General features: G+C 71.4%; 13 protein-coding genes. 3 read left to right on the forward strand and 10 right to left on the reverse strand.

What is annotated here, in order from left to right; translation table 11 throughout:
* Positions 1-60: 60 nt before the first annotated feature.
* Positions 61-1,935 (reverse strand): AMP-dependent synthetase/ligase, encoded by a 1,875-nt coding sequence (locus ACWC0C_RS14255; protein ID WP_450864051.1) that lies wholly within the window; start codon positions 1,933-1,935, stop codon positions 61-63.
* A gap of 284 nt (positions 1,936-2,219) precedes the next feature.
* A complete protein-coding gene (lepA, locus tag ACWC0C_RS14260; protein WP_449200788.1) occupies positions 2,220-4,094 on the reverse strand; it encodes a translation elongation factor 4 in 1,875 nt (624 codons plus the stop codon).
* 225 nt (positions 4,095-4,319) lie between these two features.
* Between lepA and rpsT the strand changes: the two genes are divergently transcribed.
* Positions 4,320-4,586, forward strand: a complete 267-nt coding sequence (gene rpsT, locus ACWC0C_RS14265; protein WP_067006864.1) for a 30S ribosomal protein S20 — start codon at positions 4,320-4,322, stop codon at positions 4,584-4,586.
* A 454-nt stretch (positions 4,587-5,040) separates the two neighbouring features.
* On the opposite strand, the gene holA is transcribed toward rpsT, so the two are convergent.
* The 8 genes from holA to leuS all read right to left on the reverse strand — a co-directional run bounded on the left by holA (position 5,041) and on the right by leuS (position 16,303).
* The gene (gene holA, locus ACWC0C_RS14270) at positions 5,041-6,030 is read right to left on the reverse strand and encodes a DNA polymerase III subunit delta (RefSeq protein ID WP_449200787.1); all 990 of its coding nucleotides are present in this window, start codon (positions 6,028-6,030) and stop codon (positions 5,041-5,043) included.
* An 89-nt stretch (positions 6,031-6,119) separates the two neighbouring features.
* Positions 6,120-6,365 carry a hypothetical protein gene (locus tag ACWC0C_RS14275; protein ID WP_449200786.1) on the reverse strand — a complete coding sequence of 82 codons (246 nt, stop codon included), beginning with the start codon at positions 6,363-6,365 and terminating at the stop codon, positions 6,120-6,122.
* 197 nt (positions 6,366-6,562) lie between these two features.
* A complete protein-coding gene (locus tag ACWC0C_RS14280; RefSeq protein WP_450864055.1) occupies positions 6,563-7,399 on the reverse strand; it encodes an arylamine N-acetyltransferase family protein in 837 nt (278 codons plus the stop codon).
* 29 nt (positions 7,400-7,428) lie between these two features.
* Complete coding sequence (locus ACWC0C_RS14285) at positions 7,429-10,224, reverse strand: ComEC/Rec2 family competence protein (RefSeq protein WP_450864057.1); 2,796 nt, start codon at positions 10,222-10,224, stop codon at positions 7,429-7,431.
* Positions 10,221-11,117, reverse strand: a complete 897-nt coding sequence (locus tag ACWC0C_RS14290) for a helix-hairpin-helix domain-containing protein (RefSeq protein ID WP_450864078.1) — start codon at positions 11,115-11,117, stop codon at positions 10,221-10,223. The genes ACWC0C_RS14285 and ACWC0C_RS14290 overlap by 4 nt, the downstream gene beginning before the upstream one ends.
* A gap of 486 nt (positions 11,118-11,603) precedes the next feature.
* Positions 11,604-12,449, reverse strand: coding sequence for a DegV family protein (locus ACWC0C_RS14295; protein ID WP_450864059.1), 846 nt, complete (start codon positions 12,447-12,449; stop codon positions 11,604-11,606).
* A gap of 72 nt (positions 12,450-12,521) precedes the next feature.
* Complete coding sequence (locus ACWC0C_RS14300; RefSeq protein ID WP_450864060.1) at positions 12,522-13,259, reverse strand: hypothetical protein; 738 nt, start codon at positions 13,257-13,259, stop codon at positions 12,522-12,524.
* A 164-nt stretch (positions 13,260-13,423) separates the two neighbouring features.
* The gene (gene leuS, locus ACWC0C_RS14305) at positions 13,424-16,303 is read right to left on the reverse strand and encodes a leucine--tRNA ligase (RefSeq protein ID WP_450864061.1); all 2,880 of its coding nucleotides are present in this window, start codon (positions 16,301-16,303) and stop codon (positions 13,424-13,426) included.
* Positions 16,304-16,728: 425 nt separating this feature from the next.
* On the opposite strand from leuS, the gene ACWC0C_RS14310 reads away from it, so the two are divergent.
* Together ACWC0C_RS14310 and ACWC0C_RS14315 are read left to right on the forward strand one after the other, a co-directional pair.
* On the forward strand, positions 16,729-18,006 hold the full coding sequence (locus ACWC0C_RS14310) for a cytochrome b/b6 domain-containing protein (RefSeq protein ID WP_450864063.1): 1,278 nt from the start codon (positions 16,729-16,731) through the stop codon (positions 18,004-18,006).
* Positions 18,003-19,613: an NADH-ubiquinone oxidoreductase-F iron-sulfur binding region domain-containing protein gene (locus ACWC0C_RS14315; RefSeq protein ID WP_449200779.1), complete on the forward strand. Its 1,611-nt coding sequence runs from the start codon at positions 18,003-18,005 to the stop codon at positions 19,611-19,613. The genes ACWC0C_RS14310 and ACWC0C_RS14315 overlap by 4 nt, the downstream gene beginning before the upstream one ends.
* Positions 19,614-19,737 lie beyond the last annotated feature (124 nt).

Here is a 19,737-nt window from a genome sequence, read left to right on the forward strand (position 1 = left end):
GAGCGACCACATACAACCCGCAGTCGCCGTCAGCCCCCCGGCCACCCCCCGCACACCGTGCTACGCCTCCCGCGTCCCGGCGTACATCTCATCGATGAGGTGCTTGTACTCCCGCTCCACCACCGGCCGCTTCAGCTTCAGACTCGGCGTGATCTCCCCGTGCTCCACATCGAGGTCCCGCGGCAGCAGCCGGAACTTCTTGATCGTCTGCCAGCGCTGAAGCCCCGCGTTGAGCTGCTGCACATACCCGTCGACCATCTCCACCGTCTGCGGCGCGGCGACGATCTCGGCGTACGGCCTGCCCTCCAGGCCGCTCTCCTTCGCCCAGTCCTGGATCGCGAGCTCGTCCAGGGCGATGAGGGCGGTGCAGTAGTTCCGGTCGGCGCCGTGCACCAGGATGTTGGACACGTACGGGCACACCGCCTTGAACTGACCCTCGACCTCGGCCGGTGCGACGTACTTGCCGCCGGAGGTCTTGATGAGGTCCTTCTTGCGGTCGGTGATGCGCAGATAGCCGTCGGGCGACAGCTCGCCGATGTCCCCGGTGTGGAACCAGCCGTCGGACTCCAGCACCTCGGCGGTCTTCTCGGGCAGCCCGTGGTAGCCCTCCATGATGCCGGGGCCGCGCAGCAGGATCTCGCCGTCGTCGGCGATGCGCACCTCCGTGCCGGGCAGCGGCTTGCCGACCGTGCCGGTGCGGTAGGCCTCGCCGGGGTTGACGAAGGAGGCCGCGGAGGACTCGGTGAGGCCGTAGCCCTCCAGGATGTGGATGCCGGCGCCGGCGAAGAAGTAGCCGATCTCGGACGCGAGCGCGGAGGCGCCGGAGACGCAGGCGCGCAGCCGGCCACCGAAGGCCTCGCGGAGCTTGCCGTAGACGAGGGTGTCGGCGACCTTGTGCTTGGCGGCCAGGCCGAACGGCACGGCGTGGTTGCCGGTGCGGCGGAAGTTGTCCTGGCTGACCTTGGCGTACTCGCGGGCGACGTCGGCGGCCCACTGGAAGATCTTGTACTTGGCCGGGCCGCCCTCACGGGCCTTGGCGGCGACGCCGTTGTAGACCTTCTCGAAGATGCGTGGCACGGCCGCCATGTACGTCGGCTGCACCACCGGAAGGTTCTCGATGATCTTGTCGACGCGGCCGTCGACGGCGGTGACGTGCCCGACCTCGATCTGCCCGGAGGTGAGCACCTTGCCGAAGACGTGCGCGAGCGGCAGCCACAGGTACTGCACGTCCTCGGCGCTGATCAGGCCGGTCGCGGCGATCGCCTTGGCCATGTACGCCCAGTTGTCGTGCGGGAGCCTGACCCCCTTGGGGCGGCCGGTGGTGCCGGAGGTGTAGATGAGGGTGGCGAGCTGGTCCCGCTTGATCGCGCCGACCCGCTCCTTGATCAGCTCGGGGTGGGTCTCCAGGTAGGCGGCGCCGCGCCGCTCCAGCTCGGCGAGGGTGATGACCCAGTCGTCCGTCTCGGCGCCGGCCGGGTCGATGACGACGACCTTGGTCAGCTCGGGCAGCTCGGCGCGCTTCTCGACGGCCTTGGCGACCTGGGCCGCGTCCTCGGCGATCAGCACCCGGCTCTCGGAGTCGGAGAGGATGAAGGCCGACTCGTCCGCGTTGGTCTGCGGATAGACGGTGGTCGTCGCCCCGCCGGCACAGAGGATGCCCAGGTCGGCGAGGATCCACTCGACGCGGGTGGAGGAGGCGAGCGCCACCCGCTGCTCGGGCTGTACCCCCAGCTCGATGAGGCCGGCCGCGATCGCATACACCCGCTCGGCCGCCTGCGCCCAGCTGAGCGACTTCCAGTCATCGGGGCCCTGGCCGGAAGCAGGCGGCACCGGATAGCGGTAGGCCTCGGCGTCCGGTGTGGCCGCCACGCGCTCCAGGAAGAGGGCCGCCACGGACGGCGGACGGTTCTCGATCAGGGTCTGTGTGTCGCTCACGACATCCTCCGGGGGCCCGCGACGGTGCGGCTGTACTCGGTGCGGCTGGGTTAACTCACGGTGGGGGTTCGCACTGCTGTTTCGCTGTTGTTTAACTCGCGAGTAACTATCGAGCAGGGATCAGAGTAAGCCGCGACCGGCCGCTGCGTAAGGGGCATCGGCCTGTCTGTTTCCGCGCATGTTCCACGCAGAGCGACGCTACCCACGCGTAGGGGCCCGCCGCGCTTTCGCACGACGGGCCCCCTTGTGTCCCGTTTGTGGACGTAACCCGTTGTTACCGCTGGTTACTTCTTGCCCTTGCCCGACCCCGCGCTGTCATCGCTGGACAGGACGGCGATGAAGGCTTCCTGCGGAACCTCCACGGAACCCACCATCTTCATCCGCTTCTTGCCTTCCTTCTGCTTCTCCAGCAGCTTGCGCTTACGGGAGATGTCACCGCCGTAGCACTTGGCGAGGACGTCCTTGCGGATGGCGCGGATGGTCTCGCGGGCGATCACCCGGGAGCCGATGGCGGCCTGCACCGGCACCTCGAAGGCCTGCCGCGGGATCAGCTCCTTGAGCTTGGCGACGAGCCGTACGCCGTACGCGTACGCCTGGTCCTTGTGGGTGATCGCGGAGAACGCGTCCACCTTGTCGCCGTGCAGCAGGATGTCGACCTTGACCAGGGAGCTGGTCTGCTCGCCCGTGGGCTCGTAGTCCAGCGAGGCGTAGCCGCGGGTCTTGGACTTCAGCTGGTCGAAGAAGTCGAAGACGATCTCCGCGAGCGGCAGCGTGTAGCGGATCTCGACGCGGTCCTCCGAGAGGTAGTCCATGCCGAGCAGGGTGCCGCGCCGGGTCTGGCACAGCTCCATGATCGAGCCGATGAACTCGGTGGGCGCGAGGATGGTGGCCCGCACGACCGGCTCGAAGACCTCGTTGATCTTGCCCTCGGGGAACTCGCTCGGGTTGGTGACCGTGTGCTCGCTGCCGTCCTCCATGACCACGCGGTAGACCACGTTGGGGGCGGTGGCGATCAGGTCGAGCCCGAACTCGCGCTCCAGCCGCTCCCGGATCACGTCCAGGTGCAGCAGGCCGAGGAAACCGACGCGGAAGCCGAAGCCGAGGGCCGCGGAGGTCTCCGGCTCGTAGACCAGCGCGGCGTCGTTGAGCTGCAGCTTGTCGAGCGCCTCGCGCAGCTCGGGGTAGTCGGAGCCATCGAGCGGATACAGCCCGGAGAAGACCATCGGCTTGGGGTCCTTGTACCCGCCGAGAGCCTCCGTGGCGCCCTTGCTCTGGCTGGTGACGGTGTCACCGACCTTGGACTGCCGGACGTCCTTCACACCGGTGATGAGGTAACCCACCTCACCGACCCCCAGCCCGTCGGCGGGGAGCATCTCGGGCGAGTTGACGCCGATCTCCAGCAGTTCGTGCGTGGCGCCGGTGGACATCATCCTGATGCGCTCGCGCTTGTTGAGCTGGCCGTCGATGACACGCACATACGTCACGACACCGCGGTAGGAGTCGTAGACCGAGTCGAAGATCATCGCGCGGGCGGGCGCGTCGGCGACACCGACCGGCGCCGGGATCTCCTTGACGACCTTGTTCAGCAGCGCGTCGACGCCGAGACCGGTCTTCGCGGAGACCTTGAGGACGTCCTCGGGGTCGCAGCCGACCAGGTTCGCCAGCTCCTCGGCGAACTTCTCCGGCTGGGCGGCCGGCAGGTCGATCTTGTTCAGCACCGGGATGATCGTGAGGTCGTTCTCCATCGCCAGGTAGAGGTTGGCGAGGGTCTGCGCCTCGATGCCCTGGGCGGCGTCGACGAGGAGGATGGTCCCCTCACAGGCGGCGAGCGACCGCGAGACCTCGTAGGTGAAGTCGACGTGCCCCGGGGTGTCGATCATGTTGAGGATGTGGGTCGTGCCCTGGTCGGGGCCCTCGGTGGGGGCCCAGGGCAGACGCACCGCCTGGGACTTGATCGTGATGCCGCGCTCGCGCTCGATGTCCATCCGGTCGAGGTACTGAGCACGCATCTGCCGCTGCTCGACCACACCGGTCAGCTGGAGCATCCGGTCGGCGAGCGTGGACTTGCCGTGGTCGATGTGCGCGATGATGCAGAAATTGCGGATCAGAGCCGGGTCGGTACGGCTCGGCTCGGGCACATGGTTAGGGGTCGCGGGCACGCAGGGTCCTGTCTCTTGAGGCGCCTTATGCCTCGGGTCGGATCGATACGTAGTCTCCATGGTCCCACGCGGAGGGACCGGGCACCGTTTTGGGCCGCTCGCAGGGCCACTGGTACTGTAGATGGCTGTGCCTCATGCCCTCTCGGCGTGAGGCGCGTCAGAGAAATTTGGATCACCGGTACGGGACCTCCGCGGCCCCGCACCTGAACCTGAAAAGGCTCCTTCGTGGCGAACATCAAGTCCCAGATCAAGCGGATCAAGACCAACGAGAAGGCTCGGCTGCGCAACAAGGCCGTCAAGTCCTCCCTGAAGACCGCGATCCGCAAGGCCCGCGAGGCCGCTGCCGCGGGTGACGTCGAGAAGGCCACCGAGCTGCAGCGCGCTGCCGCGCGTGCGCTCGACAAGGCCGTCTCGAAGGGCGTCATCCACAAGAACCAGGCCGCCAACAAGAAGTCGGCGCTTGCTTCCAAGGTCACGTCCCTCAAGGGCTGAACCCCCTTTTTGATCTGACCGCCGGAAGGACCCAGAGCGGGCCCTCTCTCATCCGCTCCCGCCCGGCACCCCGAGCCTGTACGCGGCCTGCGTTCGCCACGCGGGTACGGGCTCACCAGCTTGAACCAAGGCCTCGGCGCTCCCCCTTCCCCAGGGTGGGCACCGGGGCCTTTGGCATGCGGGCGGCTTTGCGGCCCGCCTCACAGCCGACCGATTCGGGTGGGCGGGTGCGAAACGGGGGCCGGGGGCGGGGGCGGAGTCCCTGGCCGGGTCTGGGGCAACGGGGGCCGGGGCCGAGGCTCTGGCCGGGTCTGGGGCAACGGGCGCCGGGGGCGGGGGCCCTGGCTGGGTCCGGGGCAACGGGTTCCAGGGGCGGGGGCCCTGGCTGGGTCCGGGGCAACGGGTTCCAAGGGCCGAGGCCCTGGCCCGGTCTGGGGCAGAGCCCCGGGATCAGCTAGCCGCGCCCGCGAGACCGGGCAGCCCGAGCGATCACCACAACGGCCTTCTCCAACGCGTACTCGGGATCATCCCCACCGCCCTTCACACCCGCGTCGGCCTCGGCAACGGCGCGCATCGCCACCGCGACCCCGTCCGGCGTCCACCCCCGCATCTGCTGCCGCACCCGATCGATCTTCCACGGCGGCATCCCCAGCTCCCGAGCCAGATCGGCCGGCCGCCCCCCTCGCGCGGAGGACAGCTTCCCGATCGCCCGCACTCCCTGGGCCAGCGCACTGGTGATCATCACCGGCGCCACTCCCGTCGCCAGCGACCATCTCAGCGCCTCCAGCGCCTCCGCCGTACGCCCCTCCACGGCCCGGTCGGCGACCGTGAAGCTGGACGCCTCGGCCCGGCCGGTGTAGTACCGCCCGACGACCGCCTCGTCGATCGTCCCCTCCACATCGGCGACCAGCTGGGAGACCGCCGAGGCCAGCTCCCGCAGATCGCTGCCGATGGCGTCGCACAGCGCCTGGCACGCCTCCGCAGTGGCCGACCGGCCGAACGCGCGGAACTCGCCCCGCACGAAGGCCAGCCGGTCCGCCGGCTTGGTCATCTTCGGACAGGCCACCTCCCGCGCCCCCGCCTTGCGCGCGGCGTCCAGCAGCCCCTTGCCCTTGGCTCCGCCCGCGTGCAGCAGCACGAGGGTGATCTCCTCGGCGGGCGCCCCGAGATACGCCTTCACGTCCTTGACCGTGTCGGCGGACAGGTCCTGCGCATTGCGTACGACCACGACTTTCCGCTCGGCGAAGAGCGAAGGACTCGTGAGCTCGGCGAGCGTGCCGGGCTGCAACTGGTCCGGGGTGAGGTCGCGTACGTCCGTGTCGGCGTCGGCGGCCTTGGCGGCGGCCACCACCTCCCGCACGGCACGGTCGAGCAGGAGGTCCTCCTGGCCCACGGCGAGTGTCACCGGGGCGAGAGGGTCGTCATTCGCAGTCTTCCTGGCCATCGCTCAAAGCATCCCATGCGGCACTGACAACGAACCGGCCCGGCACCCTGACCGGTCCCGGACCGCACCCCGAGTCCGCGTCGGGGTCGTCACGGCTCCTCGCGCCAGCCGTCCCACTCCCCGGCGAACTCGTCCAGCTCCGCGGGGTCCAGCCGCTTGCCCTCGTCCCGCAGGACCACCAGCCACTGCGCGTCCTCGGCGTCGTCCTCGCCGGCCAGCGCATCCCGGACGAGCTGGGGCTCCTCGTCCAGGCCGAACCGCTCGCCGAGCGCCTCGGCCGCCTCCTCGGCGGCATCCCGGTCGGGCAGCACCAGCACATGTCTCACATCGCTCACGGCCCCATTCTCCGGCACGGCACGGAAGGCCTTGGACGGCCCCGTACGACCAGGTCAGCCTGGGGGACGAGCCGCACATCCAGAACGACCCGTGAGGGTCAGAACGACCCGTGGGGGGTCAGGAACGACCCGTGGGGGTCCGTGGGGGGCCGTGGAGGTCCGTAGCGCCTGTGACGACCTCGCGCCCCATTGCCGCCTCAGGAGTTGAGGTGCGGGTGGCGCACAGTCGGCACACGGCCCAGCTCGATCCCGAACCGCTCCCGGTACGCCGTCAGCACCTCCTCGTCCGTCTCCAGCTCCCGTGTCTCGCGCTGCCCGTCGCCGGCCGTCGTCTTCAGCACCCGTCCGCTGAGCGTGACCCTCCCTCCGTCCTCGGTGACCCGCGAGCAGACCAGCGACCGGGTGAAGTGCGACAGCGGCGAGGTGCTGTGCCACCAGGCACCGGCCGCGAAGTCCCCGAGCACCCGGGCTCGTGTCTCCAGCCGGTACTGCGGCCTGCCGTCCCGTACGACGTCCAGGTCCCCGGCACCGGCCGGACCGCCGCCGCGCACCCCGGCCGCGTCCGGCCCGGCCTCCACCACCCGGAACACCCCGCCCGGGTCTGCCTGCTCCCCTCGTTCCCCGTAACTCAACGGGTAGTGGCTGTGCGTCCCGAACCCGACGTCGGCGAGCCAGGTGTCCCCCTCCACCGTCCGCACGCGCAGGGCGAGATGGTCGTACGGGATGCCGAGCCGCACCTCGTCGCCGTACACGCGTGCCGCGAGCAGTTCCACCCCGTAGCCGAGAGCGGCGAGCAACGCGCCGAACGAGCCGTTCAGTTCGTAACAGAAGCCACCCCGCCCGCGGCCGATCAGCTTGTCCAGCAGCCGCTCCTCCTCCAGCGCGATCTCCTCGCCGAGGTGGATCGACAGGTTCTCGAAGGGGACGGTCCGCAGATGCCGGAGATGGAGCTCGCGCAGCGCCTGCCCGGTGGGCCGCTGCGGGCGCTCGGCCCCGATCCGGCGGAGGTAGGCGTCGACCTGGCGTGAGTTCATGCACCCCAGTCTGGGCGAACACCCGGTCCTCAGCCCCTCGCCACCCGTACCTCCCCACCCGGCCCTCCCGTCCCTCCGACCGCGAGCTCCCCGTCCCGGTCGGTGCGCAGCACCAGCGCCCCGCCCGCCCGCAGCGCCGCCACGGTCGCCGGTGCCGGGTGCCCATAGGGGTTGTCGGCACCGCAGGAGATGAGCGCCACCCGGGGAGCCACGAGCCGTATCAGCTCCGGGTCCTGGTAGGCCGAGCCGTGATGGGCCACCTTCAGTACGTCCACTCCGGCCAGCTCGGCCGCCGCCGGCGACCGTGACAACGCCTGCTGGGCCGGTGGTTCGAGATCGCCCAGCAACAGCAGCCGCAGTCCGCCCGAGCGGACCAGCATCGCGACGCTGGCGTCGTTCGGACCGTCGGGCTCCGGCACCGGTCCGGGCCATGCCGGGGCCTGTGGGTCCGCGGGCAACCGCGCGCTCGGCGGGGGCCACAGGACCCTCCAGGACAGCGCTCCGGTGCGCCGCTCCTCTCCCGCGACGGCCCGCGTGACCGGGATGTGCCGCGCCGCCGCCTGCCTTCTGACGAACTCGGCCTGGTCTGCGGGTTCCTCGAAGCCCGTCGTCTCGATCGCGGCCACGGAACGGCCTCGCAGCACGCCGGGCAGTCCCGCCACGTGGTCGGCGTGGAAATGGGTCAGGACGAGGAGCGGGACGCGCGTGATGCCCAGCTGGCGCAGACAGTGGTCGACCAGCGCCGGATCGGGTCCGGCGTCCACGACCACTCCGGCTCCCTCCCCCGCCGCCAGTACCGTCGCGTCGCCCTGCCCGACATCGCACATCGCGAACCGCCAGCCCGGCGGCGGCCAGCCCGTGATCACCCGGGTCAGCGGCGCCGGCCGCACCACCGCCAGCAGGAGCAGCAAGCCGAGCAGCCCGCACCACCAGGGGTGCCGCGTGAGCCGCCGGCCGGCCAGAACGACGGCCACGGTGACGGCCGCCAGCGCGAGCGCCCCCGGCCAGTTGCCCGGCCAGTCCACTCCCGCGCCGGGCAGCGCCGCCCCCGTCCGGGCCACGCCGGCGATCCACCCGGCGGGCCAACTCGCGCACCAGGCCAGCGCCTTGGCCGGTGGCATCGCCACCGGCGCCGTCATGAGCGCCCCGAACCCCAGCACCGTGGCCGGCGCCACCGCCACCTCGGCCAGCAGGTTGCACGGCACCGCCACCAGGCTCACCCGCGCCGACAGCACCGCCGTGACCGGGGCGCACACCGCCTGTGCCGCGGCGGCCGCCGCCAGCGCCTCCGCGAGCCTCGGCGGCACCCGGCGCCGCCGCAGCGCCTCGCTCCAGCCCGGTGCAAGGACGAGCAGCGCGCCGGTGGCCAGCACGGACAGCAGGAAGCCGTAACTGCGCGCCAGCCAGGGGTCGTAGAGCACCAGTAGCAGGACGGCCGTGGCCAGTGCCGGGATCAGGGATCGGCGGCGCCCGGTGGCCAGGGCGAGCAGCGCGACCGCGCCACAGGCGGCGGCCCGCAGCACGCTGGGGTCGGGCCGGGCCACCACCACGAATCCCAGCGTGAGCACCCCGGCGAGCAGTGCGGTCGACCGCAGCGAGAGCCCGAGCCGCGGGGCCAGGCCACGGCGCTCGACCCGCTGGGCCAGTCCGGGTGGCCCGATGAGCAGTGCGAGCAGCACGGTGAGGTTGCTGCCGGACACGGCCAGCGTGTGCGCCAGGTCCGTGTCCTTGAACGCGTCGTCCAGCTCGGGCGTGATCCGTGAGGTGTCCCCGACGACCAGCCCGGGAAGGAGCGCCCGAGCGTCCCCCGGCAGACCGTCGGTCGCCTCCCGCAGCCCGGCCCTGAGCCGTCCCGCGAGCCGTTGCGTCCCGCTGGGCCCCGCCACGATCCGCGGCCCCGGGCGGCCACGCACCCGCAGCACGGCCGCGGTCCCGTCCCCGCCCGTCAGCGCGGGCGCCAGCCGTCCACCCACCCGCAGCCGCGTGGACGGCAACAACCCGAGCCAGGCGTCCCGGGCACCGCGCATATCCCGGGCGACGGCTCCCGCCACACCCCGCGCATCCCGGGGGACGGCCCCCGCCGCACGCCTCCCCGTCGATCTGCCGGCCGGCGCCGCGCTCCCTTCCGGCGCGGGAACTTCCCCGTCGATGACCAGCAGCACCGGAGTCCGTGTGCGCACGCTCGTCGCGTCGCTCCGCTCGACGCTCCGCACCTCCGCCCGGGCCAGCACAGCCACCGGCGCCGCGTGATCGCCACGCACCCGCGGCCTGCTCAGCCAGGGGTCGCCGCTCACCTCGACCTCAGCGGTCACGGTCGCGTACCGCCGGGCCAGCTCGGGCACCGGACCGCGCCGTACGTCCGCCCCGTGCAGCCCGGCCGAGGCGGCCGCCGCGGCGACGCAGAGCAGCACGGCGGCGACCGGAGCACGGGTCCAGCCGAACCGTCCGCGCACCCGCCCAGCCTGGGCCTGCTGCTCGGTCCGTCCGGCCCGCCCGGGCTGTCCGGGCTGTCCGAGCCATCCGGGCCTCCGCGCCAACAACAGCACGACCCCGCCCACCAGGCAGAAGGCCGCGATCGCGGCCGTCCACACCGTCGGCGTGTCCAGCGTCAGGGCCGCCGTGGCCCAGGCCGCGAGCGCGGGCGGCACCAGGCGCAGGTCCATGGGGCCCGCCCGCTCGCCCGGCGCGGTGCCGTGCTCCTCGGGGCCGTCGCCCACGGCACCTCCGGGACCCGTTTCCCCGGGCAGGCCACCTCCACGCCCCGCATCCGCGCGTACGCCGGTCCTTCCGCGCCCCGGCGGCCCGTGGTCGATCACGCGGCTCATGGCCGTACCAGGTTCCGTAGATCGCTGAAGCGGCGGTCGCCGATGCCGTTGACCTCGCGCAGTTCGTCCACCGAGCGGAAACCGCCGTGCTGGGTGCGGTATTCGATGATGTGCTGCGCCAGGACCGGACCGACTCCGGGCAGTGTGTCGAGCTGGTCCGCCGTGGCCGTATTGAGCGATACGGGCGCCGCGGGGCCCGCGCCGGACGGTCCGGAGGCCGGTCCGGACGCAGGGCCCGGTGGAGCCACCGCCCCGGCGGGGGCGCCGACGACGACCTGTTCGCCGTCGACCAGGAAGCGGGCCCGGTTGAGGCCGTCGGTGCTCACGCCCGGACGGACGCCACCGGCTGCTCGCAGTGCGTCGGCCACCCGGGAGCCGGCCGGCAACCGCCGGATCCCCGGTTTGCGGACCTTGCCGCTGACGTCCACGACGATCTGCCCGCCGGGTGTCGGCGAGGCTCCCGCACCGGAACCCTCACCGGAACCGGCACCGGCCTTCGCGTCATGCCCGTTCTTGGCGAAGGGCCTCTCGGCACGCACCACTTGAGGAGCGCTCACGGACTCGGTCCGCCCGGCCCAGAAGTGCTGCACCGCGAACACGGCGGCGACCACGAGCACCACGGCGAGCGCCACGACTCCTCGCCGCTCCACTCCGTACCGAGCCTGTAGCCACACCGGCATCCGCTCCCGCAACGCCAGTCCGGCCCGTTCCCTCCAGCCGGGGCCGACGGGGCCTGGCGGCTCCAATGGGCCTACGGCTCCCGCTGGTTCGGGGTCGTGGGCCAGTGCGGGAGTCGGCTCGTCCGTCGGCACGGCGTTCGGTGGGGCGGTCGGGCGGGGCGCGGCCGTGGTCGTCGCCGGTGTCGCCCTGCTCAGCCAAGGCGCCCGCCCCATGACCGATGTCGTCGCCGATGTCGTTGCCGTCGCCGGAGCCGTCGACGTACGCACGGAACCTTCCCCGTCCAGCACGAGCGCCTCGCCGTCCAGCGCTGAGCCCTCGCCGTCCGGCGCGAGCCCCTCTCCGTCCGGCGCGAGCCCGTCTCCGTCCGGCGGGCCGTTCCCCGACTCCCGCCACCGGACGGCCCGTTCACCGAAGAGGAGTTCCGCTCGGCGGCGCAGTTCCTCGGCCGGTGCCGGCGGGCGGTGGCGGGCGCGGCGGTCGTGGACGCCGCGGCGGTGGCGGATGCGGCCGTCGGACGTGGGACCACGGCCGGGGCCGCTGGTCGGAGTGGCTGTGCGTGAACGTGATCGAAGTGCCATGCGACGAGGATGGGACATCCCGCCGATGCGCGATGATCTTGGTCAATTCCCGGGGACGACCGCCCGGTTGTGGATAACTCCGCCACCCGTACGAGCGATGGGGACAGTTGAGTGAAAGGGTCAGCGGGGGGAGACCACAGCTCCGAGCAGCCCTGGACCGGTGTGTGCCCCGATCACCGCCCCGACCTCGCTGACATGGAGGTCGGCCAGGCCCGGCACCCGTTCCCGCAGCCGGTCGGCGAGCGCGGCGGCACGGTCGGGAGCGGCGAGATGGTGGACGGCGATGTCGACCTCGGCACTGCCCGCCCGCTCGGCGGCGATCTCCTCCAGACGCGCGATGGCCTTGGACGCCGTACGGACCTTCTCGAGCAGCTCGATGCGGCCGCCGTCCAGCTGGAGCAGCGGTTTGACGGCGAGCGCGGATCCGAGCAGGGCCTGCGCGGCTCCGATGCGGCCGCCGCGGCGCAGATAGTCGAGGGTGTCGACATAGAAGTAGGCGGACGTGCCCGCGGCCCGCTTCTCGGCTGCCGTGACGGCCTCGTCGATCGTGCCGCCGGCTTCGGCGGCCTCGGCCGCGGCGAGCGCGCAGAAGCCGAGGGCCATCGCGACCATCCCGGTGTCCACCACCCGTACCGGCACCGGTGCCTGGCGCGCCGCGAGGACCGCCGCGTCGTAGGTGCCGGACAACTCGGCGGACAGGTGCAGGGAGACGATTCCGCCGGCGCCGGACTCGGCGACCCTGCGGTAGGTTTCGGCGAACACCTCGGGGCTCGGGCGCGAGGTCGTGACGGCACGCCGCTTCTGCAGGGCTTGGGCCAGTGAGCGGGTCGAGATCTCGGTGCCCTCTTCGAGTGCCTGGTCACCGAGGACCACGGTCAGGGGTACCGAGGTGATGCCGTGACGCTCCATCGTCCGCGGCGGCAGGTAGGCCGTTGAATCGGTGACGATCGCGACATGGCGGGACATGAGCTGGAGGTTACCTGCCGTAGCGCTCGCGCGGCAGCCCGGCCCCCATGCGGCGGGCCGGGAGCGGCCGGCTCAGGTGGTGCTTTCGGGGCGGGGCTTCTTCTGCCAGAGGTAGGCGAGGCGTGAGGACGGCGGAGTGATCGCCTGCGGCGCGGGCTCCTTGGCGGAGCGGTGTGTCCGGGAGCGGGCGTTGTACGCCGCCGGGCCGTCGGCAGTGGAGGCAGCGGACCCGTCGCGCCCCTGTCCGGGCGCCGGTGCGGGCCCGGCCGGGGTCCAGTGGCGCAGGGCGTCCGCCTCGATGTCTATCTGGTCGCTGAGCGCGCCCAGATCGTCGTCGCCGAAACGGCGGGCCCGGTCGCGGACGGCCCAGCGCAGTGAGTCCGCGGACTTGGTGATGCGCTCGGTGCGGCTGCGCAACTCGGGCAGCCGTGCGGTGAGCTCGGCTCGGTCGGGCTCCGACTCCAGTCGCCTGAGGTCTGCGTCCAGCTCGCGCCCGTGCGTGCTGAGCCGCTGGAAGAGGCCGAGGGACTCCTTCAGCGACTCGTCCTCGGCCGCGCCCGCGTGCAGCGCGTCCTGAGTGGCGCGCATGGAGGTGCGCAGCGCGAGCCGCAGCTGTGCGATCTCGGCGGCCGGGCCGACCTGGACGAAGGACTTGGCGCGCAGGGTGTGGTCCTCGACCGTACGGCGGGCCTGCTCGATCGTCCGGTCCACCCCGCGCTTGGCGGCGCCGACCGCCTTGACCGTGGCGTACGCGCCCAGGCCGATGAACAGCAGGAAGAGCAGGGCGAACACGGCGATCAGTGTTTCCATGACGCTCCTCCTCGGGCGGGTGCGGCACACGCCGCTGCGCTTTCCACGGTAAACGCAGCGGGCAGGCCCGGAGTTCCATCAGAACCCCGAACCTGCCCGTAGGGGACTACCCCGATGCCGGTCGTCGCCGGCGTACGGTCCTCACACCGGAACGCGTCCGGTCATCAGGCGGGAACGATGTTCACCAGCTTCGGCGCCCGGACGATCACCTTGCGGATGCCCGCGCCGTCCAGCGCCGCGACGACCTTCTCGTCGGCCAAGGCCACCTTCTCCAGCTCCTCCTCGGAGATGGCCGGCGGCACCTCCAGACGGGCCTTGACCTTGCCCTTGATCTGCACGACACAGGTCACGGTCTCGTCCACGACGTAGGCCGGGTCGGCGACCGGGAAGTCCTGGTGGACGACCGAGTCGGTGTGCCCCAGCTTGCGCCACAGTTCCTCGGCGATGTGCGGGGCCAGCGGGGCGGCCATCAGCACCAGCGACTCGGCCACGGAGTGCGGCACCGCGGTCCCGGCCTTGGTCAGGTGGTTGTTCAGCTCGGTGACCTTGGCGATGGCGGTGTTGAAGCGCAGGCCCTCCAGGTCCTGGCGCACACCGTCGATCGCCTTGTGCAGGGCGCGCAGGGTCTCCTCGTCCGGCTCGGCGTCGATGACGGTGACCTCGCCGGTGTTCTCGTCGACGATGTTGCGCCACAGCCGCTGCAGCAGCCGGAACTGGCCGACCACCGCGCGCGTGTCCCACGGCCGGGAGACGTCCAGCGGACCCATGGCCATCTCGTACAGGCGCAGGGTGTCCGCGCCGTACTCGGCGCAGATCTCGTCCGGGGTCACCGCGTTCTTCAGCGACTTGCCCATCTTGCCCAGCAGGCGGGAGACCTTCTCGCCCTGGTAGTAGTAGGCGCCGTCGCGCTCCTCCACCTCGGCGGCAGGTACCGCGATGCCACGGCTGTCGCGGTAGACGTAGGCCTGGATCATGCCCTGGTTGAACAGCTTGTGGAACGGCTCGGCCGACGAGACGTGGCCCAGGTCGTACAGGACCTTGGACCAGAAGCGGGCGTACAGCAGGTGCAGCACGGCGTGCTCGGCGCCGCCGACGTACAGGTCGACACCGCCGTGCGGCTGGCCCTCGCGCGGGCCCATCCAGTACTGCTCGATCTCGGGGTCGACCAGCTGCTGTTCGTTGTGCGGGTCCAGGTAGCGGAACTCGTACCAGCAGGAGCCCGCCCAGTTGGGCATGGTGTTGGTCTCGCGGCGGTACTTCTTCGGCCCGTCGCCCAGGTCCAGGGTGACGTCGACCCACTCCTCGTTGCGCGACAGCGGGGTCTCGGGCTGGGTGTTCGCGTCGTCCGGGTCGAAGGTGCGCGGGCTGTAGTCCTCGACCTCGGGCAGCTCCAGCGGCAGCATCGACTCGGGCAGCGCGTGGGCGACACCGTCCTCGTCGTAGACGATCGGGAAGGGCTCGCCCCAGTAGCGCTGCCGGCTGAACAGCCAGTCACGCAGACGGAAGTTGACGGTGCCCTCGCCGATGCCCTTGTCCTGCAGCCACTCGGTGATGCGGGCCTTGGCCTCGACGACACCCAGTCCGTCCAGGGAGACCTCGTCGCTCGCCGAGTTGACCAGCTTCGCCTCGTACGCCACGAAGGCGTCGTCCCACGTCGAGGTCTCGGTGGGGCGGCCGTCGGTCGGCTCGACCACGCAGCGGATCGGCAGCTCGAAGGCGCGTGCGAAGGCGAAGTCACGGCTGTCGTGCGCCGGGACGGCCATGATGGCGCCGGTGCCGTAGCCCATCAGGACGTAGTCGGCGATGAAGACGGGGATCCGCTCGCCGTTGGCCGGGTTGGTCGCGAACGCGCCGGTGAAGACGCCTGTCTTGTCCTTGGCCTCGGCCTGGCGCTCGACGTCGGACTTCGAGGCGGCCTGGGCGCGGTAGGCGGCGACGGCCTCGGCCGGGGTGGCGTGGCCGCCGGTCCACACCTCGTGGGTGCCCTCGGGCCATGCCTCGGGGGTGAACTTCTCCACCAGCGGGTGCTCGGGCGCCAGCACCATGTAGGTGGCGCCGAACAGGGTGTCCTGGCGGGTGGTGAAGATCGTGATGTGCTCGCCGTCGATCGGGAAGTCGACGCGGGCGCCCTCGCTGCGGCCGATCCAGTTGCGCTGCTGCAGCTTGATGGCCTCGGGCCAGTCCAGCTCTTCCAGGTCCTCCAGCAGCCGGTCGGCGTAGGCGGTGATGCGCATGTTCCACTGGCGCAGCTTGGCCTTGAAGACCGGGTAGTTGCCGCGTTCGGAGCGGCCGTCGGCGGTGACCTCCTCGTTGGCCAGCACGGTGCCCAGGCCCGGGCACCAGTTGACCGGCGCCTCGGAGGCGTAGGCCAGGCGGTACTCGCCCAGGATGTCGGCGCGCTCGCGGGCGCTCAGCTCGCTCCACGCGCGCGTGGAGCCCGGAATGGCGCGCTCACCGGACTCGAACTGCGCGATCAGCTCGGAGATCGGGCGGGCCTTCCTCGCCTCCTCGTCGTACCAGGAGTTGAAGATCTGCAGGAAGATCCACTGGGTCCACTTGTAGTACTCCGGGTCGATCGTGGCGAAGGACCGGCGCTTGTCGTGCCCCAGGCCCAGCCGGCGCAGCTGGGCCTTCATGTTCTCGATGTTGGCCTCGGTAGACACACGCGGGTGCGTGCCGGTCTGCACGGCGTACTGCTCGGCGGGCAGGCCGAAGGCGTCGAAGCCCAGGGTGTGCAGGACGTTGTGCCCGGTCATGCGCTGGAACCGGGCGAAGACGTCGGTGGCGATGTAGCCCAGCGGGTGGCCTACGTGCAGGCCCGCACCGGAGGGGTACGGGAACATGTCCATGATGAACTTCTTGGGCCTGGCGACCAGCTCGGCGTCGCCCGTCAGGTCGCCCTTGGGGTTCGGCGCCGCATAGGTGCCGTCGGCGTCCCAGAAGTCCTGCCAGCGTGCCTCGATCTCGGCTGCCATGGCGGCCGTGTAGCGGTGCGGCGCGGCCTCCGCCGACGTGGCGGCGGCAGCGGGGTTCGTCTCGCTCATGATCCTCAAAGCTCCATCGATCGTCTCTGCCTGCGGAAATGAAAAAACCCCTCGCACAGGAGGGGACGCCGCGCCGATGCCGACCTCACGGTTCGACCGGGGGTCGGTACTGATCAGCGCGGCCCGCTAAGCAGAAGGCGTACGGCACGCATGGCGCTAGGGTACCGCAGGCCTTGAGCGAGCGGCGACGGCCTTGAGCAAGCCGCGGCGCGCTTCCGTACCCCTTGTGGACATGCCAGGAAGCGAGGAGGCGGAGCTGAACCAAGGTCAACAATTACTTCGCGTACCGTCCACTAAGGGACATCGCCCCAGTCACATTGTCCGTTGATAACAGTGCAATAACTCAAACCCCGTACTGATCGGTATGGCTCCACTTAGAGTTCGGCAGCGGGACCGCTTTCCCGAAACTGCTCGGAGTTGCCCCCATGAACCCTCGTCGTAGTACCCGCTCCCTCCCCAAACCGGGCCGCTCGGCCTATGGGGTGGCGACCGCCGTTGCCCTGCTGCTGATACCCGTGAGCGTGCTGGTCGGAGGCAGCCAGTACGTCGATTTCCTGAACTTCGGCGCGGGCGTGATGTCCCTGGTCTCGCTCAGCTGCTCGGTGATCTGGGGCCTGTTCGCCCAGGACCGGATCTTCCTGAACATCCGGCAGCGGATCGTCGGCCAGGCGGTGCACCGCACACTGGGGATCGCCTCGATCGCGTTCCTCCTGCTGCACATCGTCACGAAGATCGCACTCGGCCACACGCGCGTGATCGCCGCGATCATCCCGTTCTCGCTCGGCATCACCGGAATCGGCGGCTTGATCGGACTGGGCTCGGTGGCGGGCCTGCTGATGATCTTCGTGGGCGTCACCGGCGCCCTGCGCAGCAATTTCGCCACCCCGGCACCGGTCGCCGCCCGCTGGCGTGCCATGCACATGCTGTCCTACCCGGCCTGGTGCGCCGCGCTGGTCCACGGGCTCTACGCGGGCCGCCCGGTGAAGAGCCCCCTCTTCACGTACCTGTACGCGCTGTCCCTGCTCGCGGTCATTGCCGCCCTCGCTCTGCGCGCCGCCCCGCGCCCGGTCAAGCGCAGGGTCGCCGACCGGCTGGTGGCGCTGTTCGGCAGCTCGGAGCGGCCGGGGCTCGAGGAGCTGGACGCGAGCCGTTCCCGGGCGGCCGAACCGGCGTCGGCGGGCTTCAAGGGCCGGCGTGAACCCAGGGCGGCAGCCGCCCCGTCCGCGCCGCTGTACCAGTCCCCCGTCGCACCCGCCGCCGAACCCGCGTCGGGCTTCGCGGCCGCCTACCGCGCCGTCTCCACGCCGGGCCGCTCCCGGCAGTCGTACACCGGACAGACCGCGCGCATGGACCTGCCGCTGGACATGCAGGCCACGGAGGCCATCCCGCGCGTGGACGGCCCCGCCGGCACCTCGGGCAGCTGGCCGATCCCGTCCCCGCCGCCGGTCGGCGAGGCCCCGCCGTCCGCGTACGACCCACTCCAGGACACCGGACACACCATCCCGGTCTACAACGATTCGGGCGCTGCCGCATACGGCGGAAGTGACATGTACGACAACGGTGAGACAAACGGCCTCTACGGCACGTACAACGCCAGTGACACGTACAACAGCGGTCCCGCTACCGAATCGCTGCCCGGCGTGTCCTACGACACACCGGGTTCGGGCGAACCTTGGAACACGCCGTCCGGAGGCTTTAAGTGAACGAGGCCCTGCCCGACGTCCCCGAAGTCCGCGTGGTCGGCCTTCCCCAGCTCACGTCGGGCTTCGACCTTGTGGAACGACTCGACCTGCCCATGCACCTGAAGGTGCACGGGCCGCTCGACCCGCTCGGCGGCGAGCAACTCGCGCAGCTCGCCGAACGCATCAACCTCAAGGGCCGCGGCGGCGCGGGCTTCCCCTTCCACAAGAAGCTGCGCTCGGTCGCCGAGTCGGCGATCAAGCGCGGGGTGCGGCCGGTCGTCGTGGTCAACGGCAGCGAGGACGAACCGGCCTGCCGCAAGGACACGGTGCTGATCAACCGCGCCCCGCACCTGATCCTGGACGGCGCGTTGCTGTGCGCCGAGGCGCTCGGCGCGCGGACGCTCGTGATCGGTGTCACACGGGAGTCGACACAGCGCTCGATGGAGGCCGCGCTCGCCGAACGTGGGCTGAGCAACAGCCGTAGATCGGCGCTACGCGCGTGGGTGCAGCGCAACCCGGTGCGCATGGTCACCGGTGCCGCCGCCTCGCTGATCCGCTCGGTCGACGGCGGCCCGGCGATCCCGCCCGGCCGCAAGATCAGCGCCTCGCAGAGCGGCGTCGGCGGCGCGCCCACCCTGCTGTCGAACGCGGAGACGTTCGCGCAGCTGGCCATCGCCGCCCGCATCGGCCCCGAGCGCTACGGCAACACCGGCCTGTACGACGAGCCGGGAACCGTCATGCTGACCGTGTCCGGCGCGGTCGCCCGCCCGATGGTGATCGAGGTCCCGACGGGCGTGCCGCTGCGGTACGTGCTGCAGCTGGCGGGCGCCCCGCCGGTGCCGCAGGGCGTGCTGACCGGCGGCTACCACGGCAAGTGGATCGACGCGGCGACCGTCAACGAGGCGATCGTCTCCCGCAACTCGCTGGACGCGGTGGGCGGTTCGCTGGGCGCGGGCGCGATCCTGCCGATCAGCCAGGAGACCTGCCCGCTGGGCGAGTCACTGCGGGTGGCGCAGTGGCTGGCCGAGGAGAGCGCCGGTCAGTGCGGCCCCTGTTACCTCGGGCTGCCGGCCGCGGCGCGCGGCTTGGAGGACATTCTGAACGGCGGCGGTCCGGCCGCCCTGGAGGCGCTGAAGCAGGTCGCGAAGAACGTCAAGCGCCGGGGCGCGTGTTCGCATCCGGACGGCTCGGCGATGTTCCTGGAGTCGACCATCAAGGCGTTCACCGACGACCTGGCCGCGCATGTCCTCGGAAACGGCTGCGGACGGCCCGTGGAGGGCGTTCTGCCGCTCTTCGAGGGAGGCAGGGCCCCTACGGGCATACCGGGCGGCGGAGAGCCCGAGGAGACCGGCGCAAGCCGTCAGAAGATCTACGTCGACTGGACGCTGTGCCGGGGTCACGGGCTGTGCGCCGACATCCTCCCCGAGGTGTTCGAACTCGGCGCCGACGGTTTCCCGACCGTCGCCCAGGCGCAGGTGCCGCGTTACGCGGAGGCGAAGGCGCTGCGTGCGGTGCGCCGCTGCCCGGCGCTCGCCCTGCGCATCGAGGAGGACACCCGCGGGCAGGCGCCCTCCCGCAACCTGCCGGTCGTCTCCCAGGGCCGGGGCCGGCGCGCCCTCGGCCGCTGAGCACACGAAGGGGGGCGGGGGGCCCCCGGGGGGGGGCCCGCCCCCCCCCCGCCAACCCCGGCCCCCCCGGGGGCTCCAACCCCCCCGGCGGCCCAAAAAATCGATGTTGCGAGAAGTAGATGAC

It is taken from the genome of Streptomyces sp. NPDC001709 (genome assembly GCF_053596375.1).

Coding starts and splice junctions, on each gene's coding strand:
- holA (WP_449200787.1), bottom strand. CDS start 6,030: ATGGCCAGGAAGACTGCGAATGACGACCCTCTCGCCCCGGTGACACTC.
- ACWC0C_RS14280 (WP_450864055.1), bottom strand. CDS start 7,399: ATGAACTCACGCCAGGTCGACGCCTACCTCCGCCGGATCGGGGCCGAG.
- ACWC0C_RS14285 (WP_450864057.1), bottom strand. CDS start 10,224: ATGAGCCGCGTGATCGACCACGGGCCGCCGGGGCGCGGAAGGACCGGC.
- ACWC0C_RS14290 (WP_450864078.1), bottom strand. CDS start 11,117: ATGGGGCGGGCGCCTTGGCTGAGCAGGGCGACACCGGCGACGACCACG.
- ACWC0C_RS14295 (WP_450864059.1), bottom strand. CDS start 12,449: ATGTCCCGCCATGTCGCGATCGTCACCGATTCAACGGCCTACCTGCCG.
- ACWC0C_RS14300 (WP_450864060.1), bottom strand. CDS start 13,259: ATGGAAACACTGATCGCCGTGTTCGCCCTGCTCTTCCTGCTGTTCATC.
- leuS (WP_450864061.1), bottom strand. CDS start 16,303: ATGAGCGAGACGAACCCCGCTGCCGCCGCCACGTCGGCGGAGGCCGCG.
- ACWC0C_RS14310 (WP_450864063.1), top strand. CDS start 16,729: ATGAACCCTCGTCGTAGTACCCGCTCCCTCCCCAAACCGGGCCGCTCG.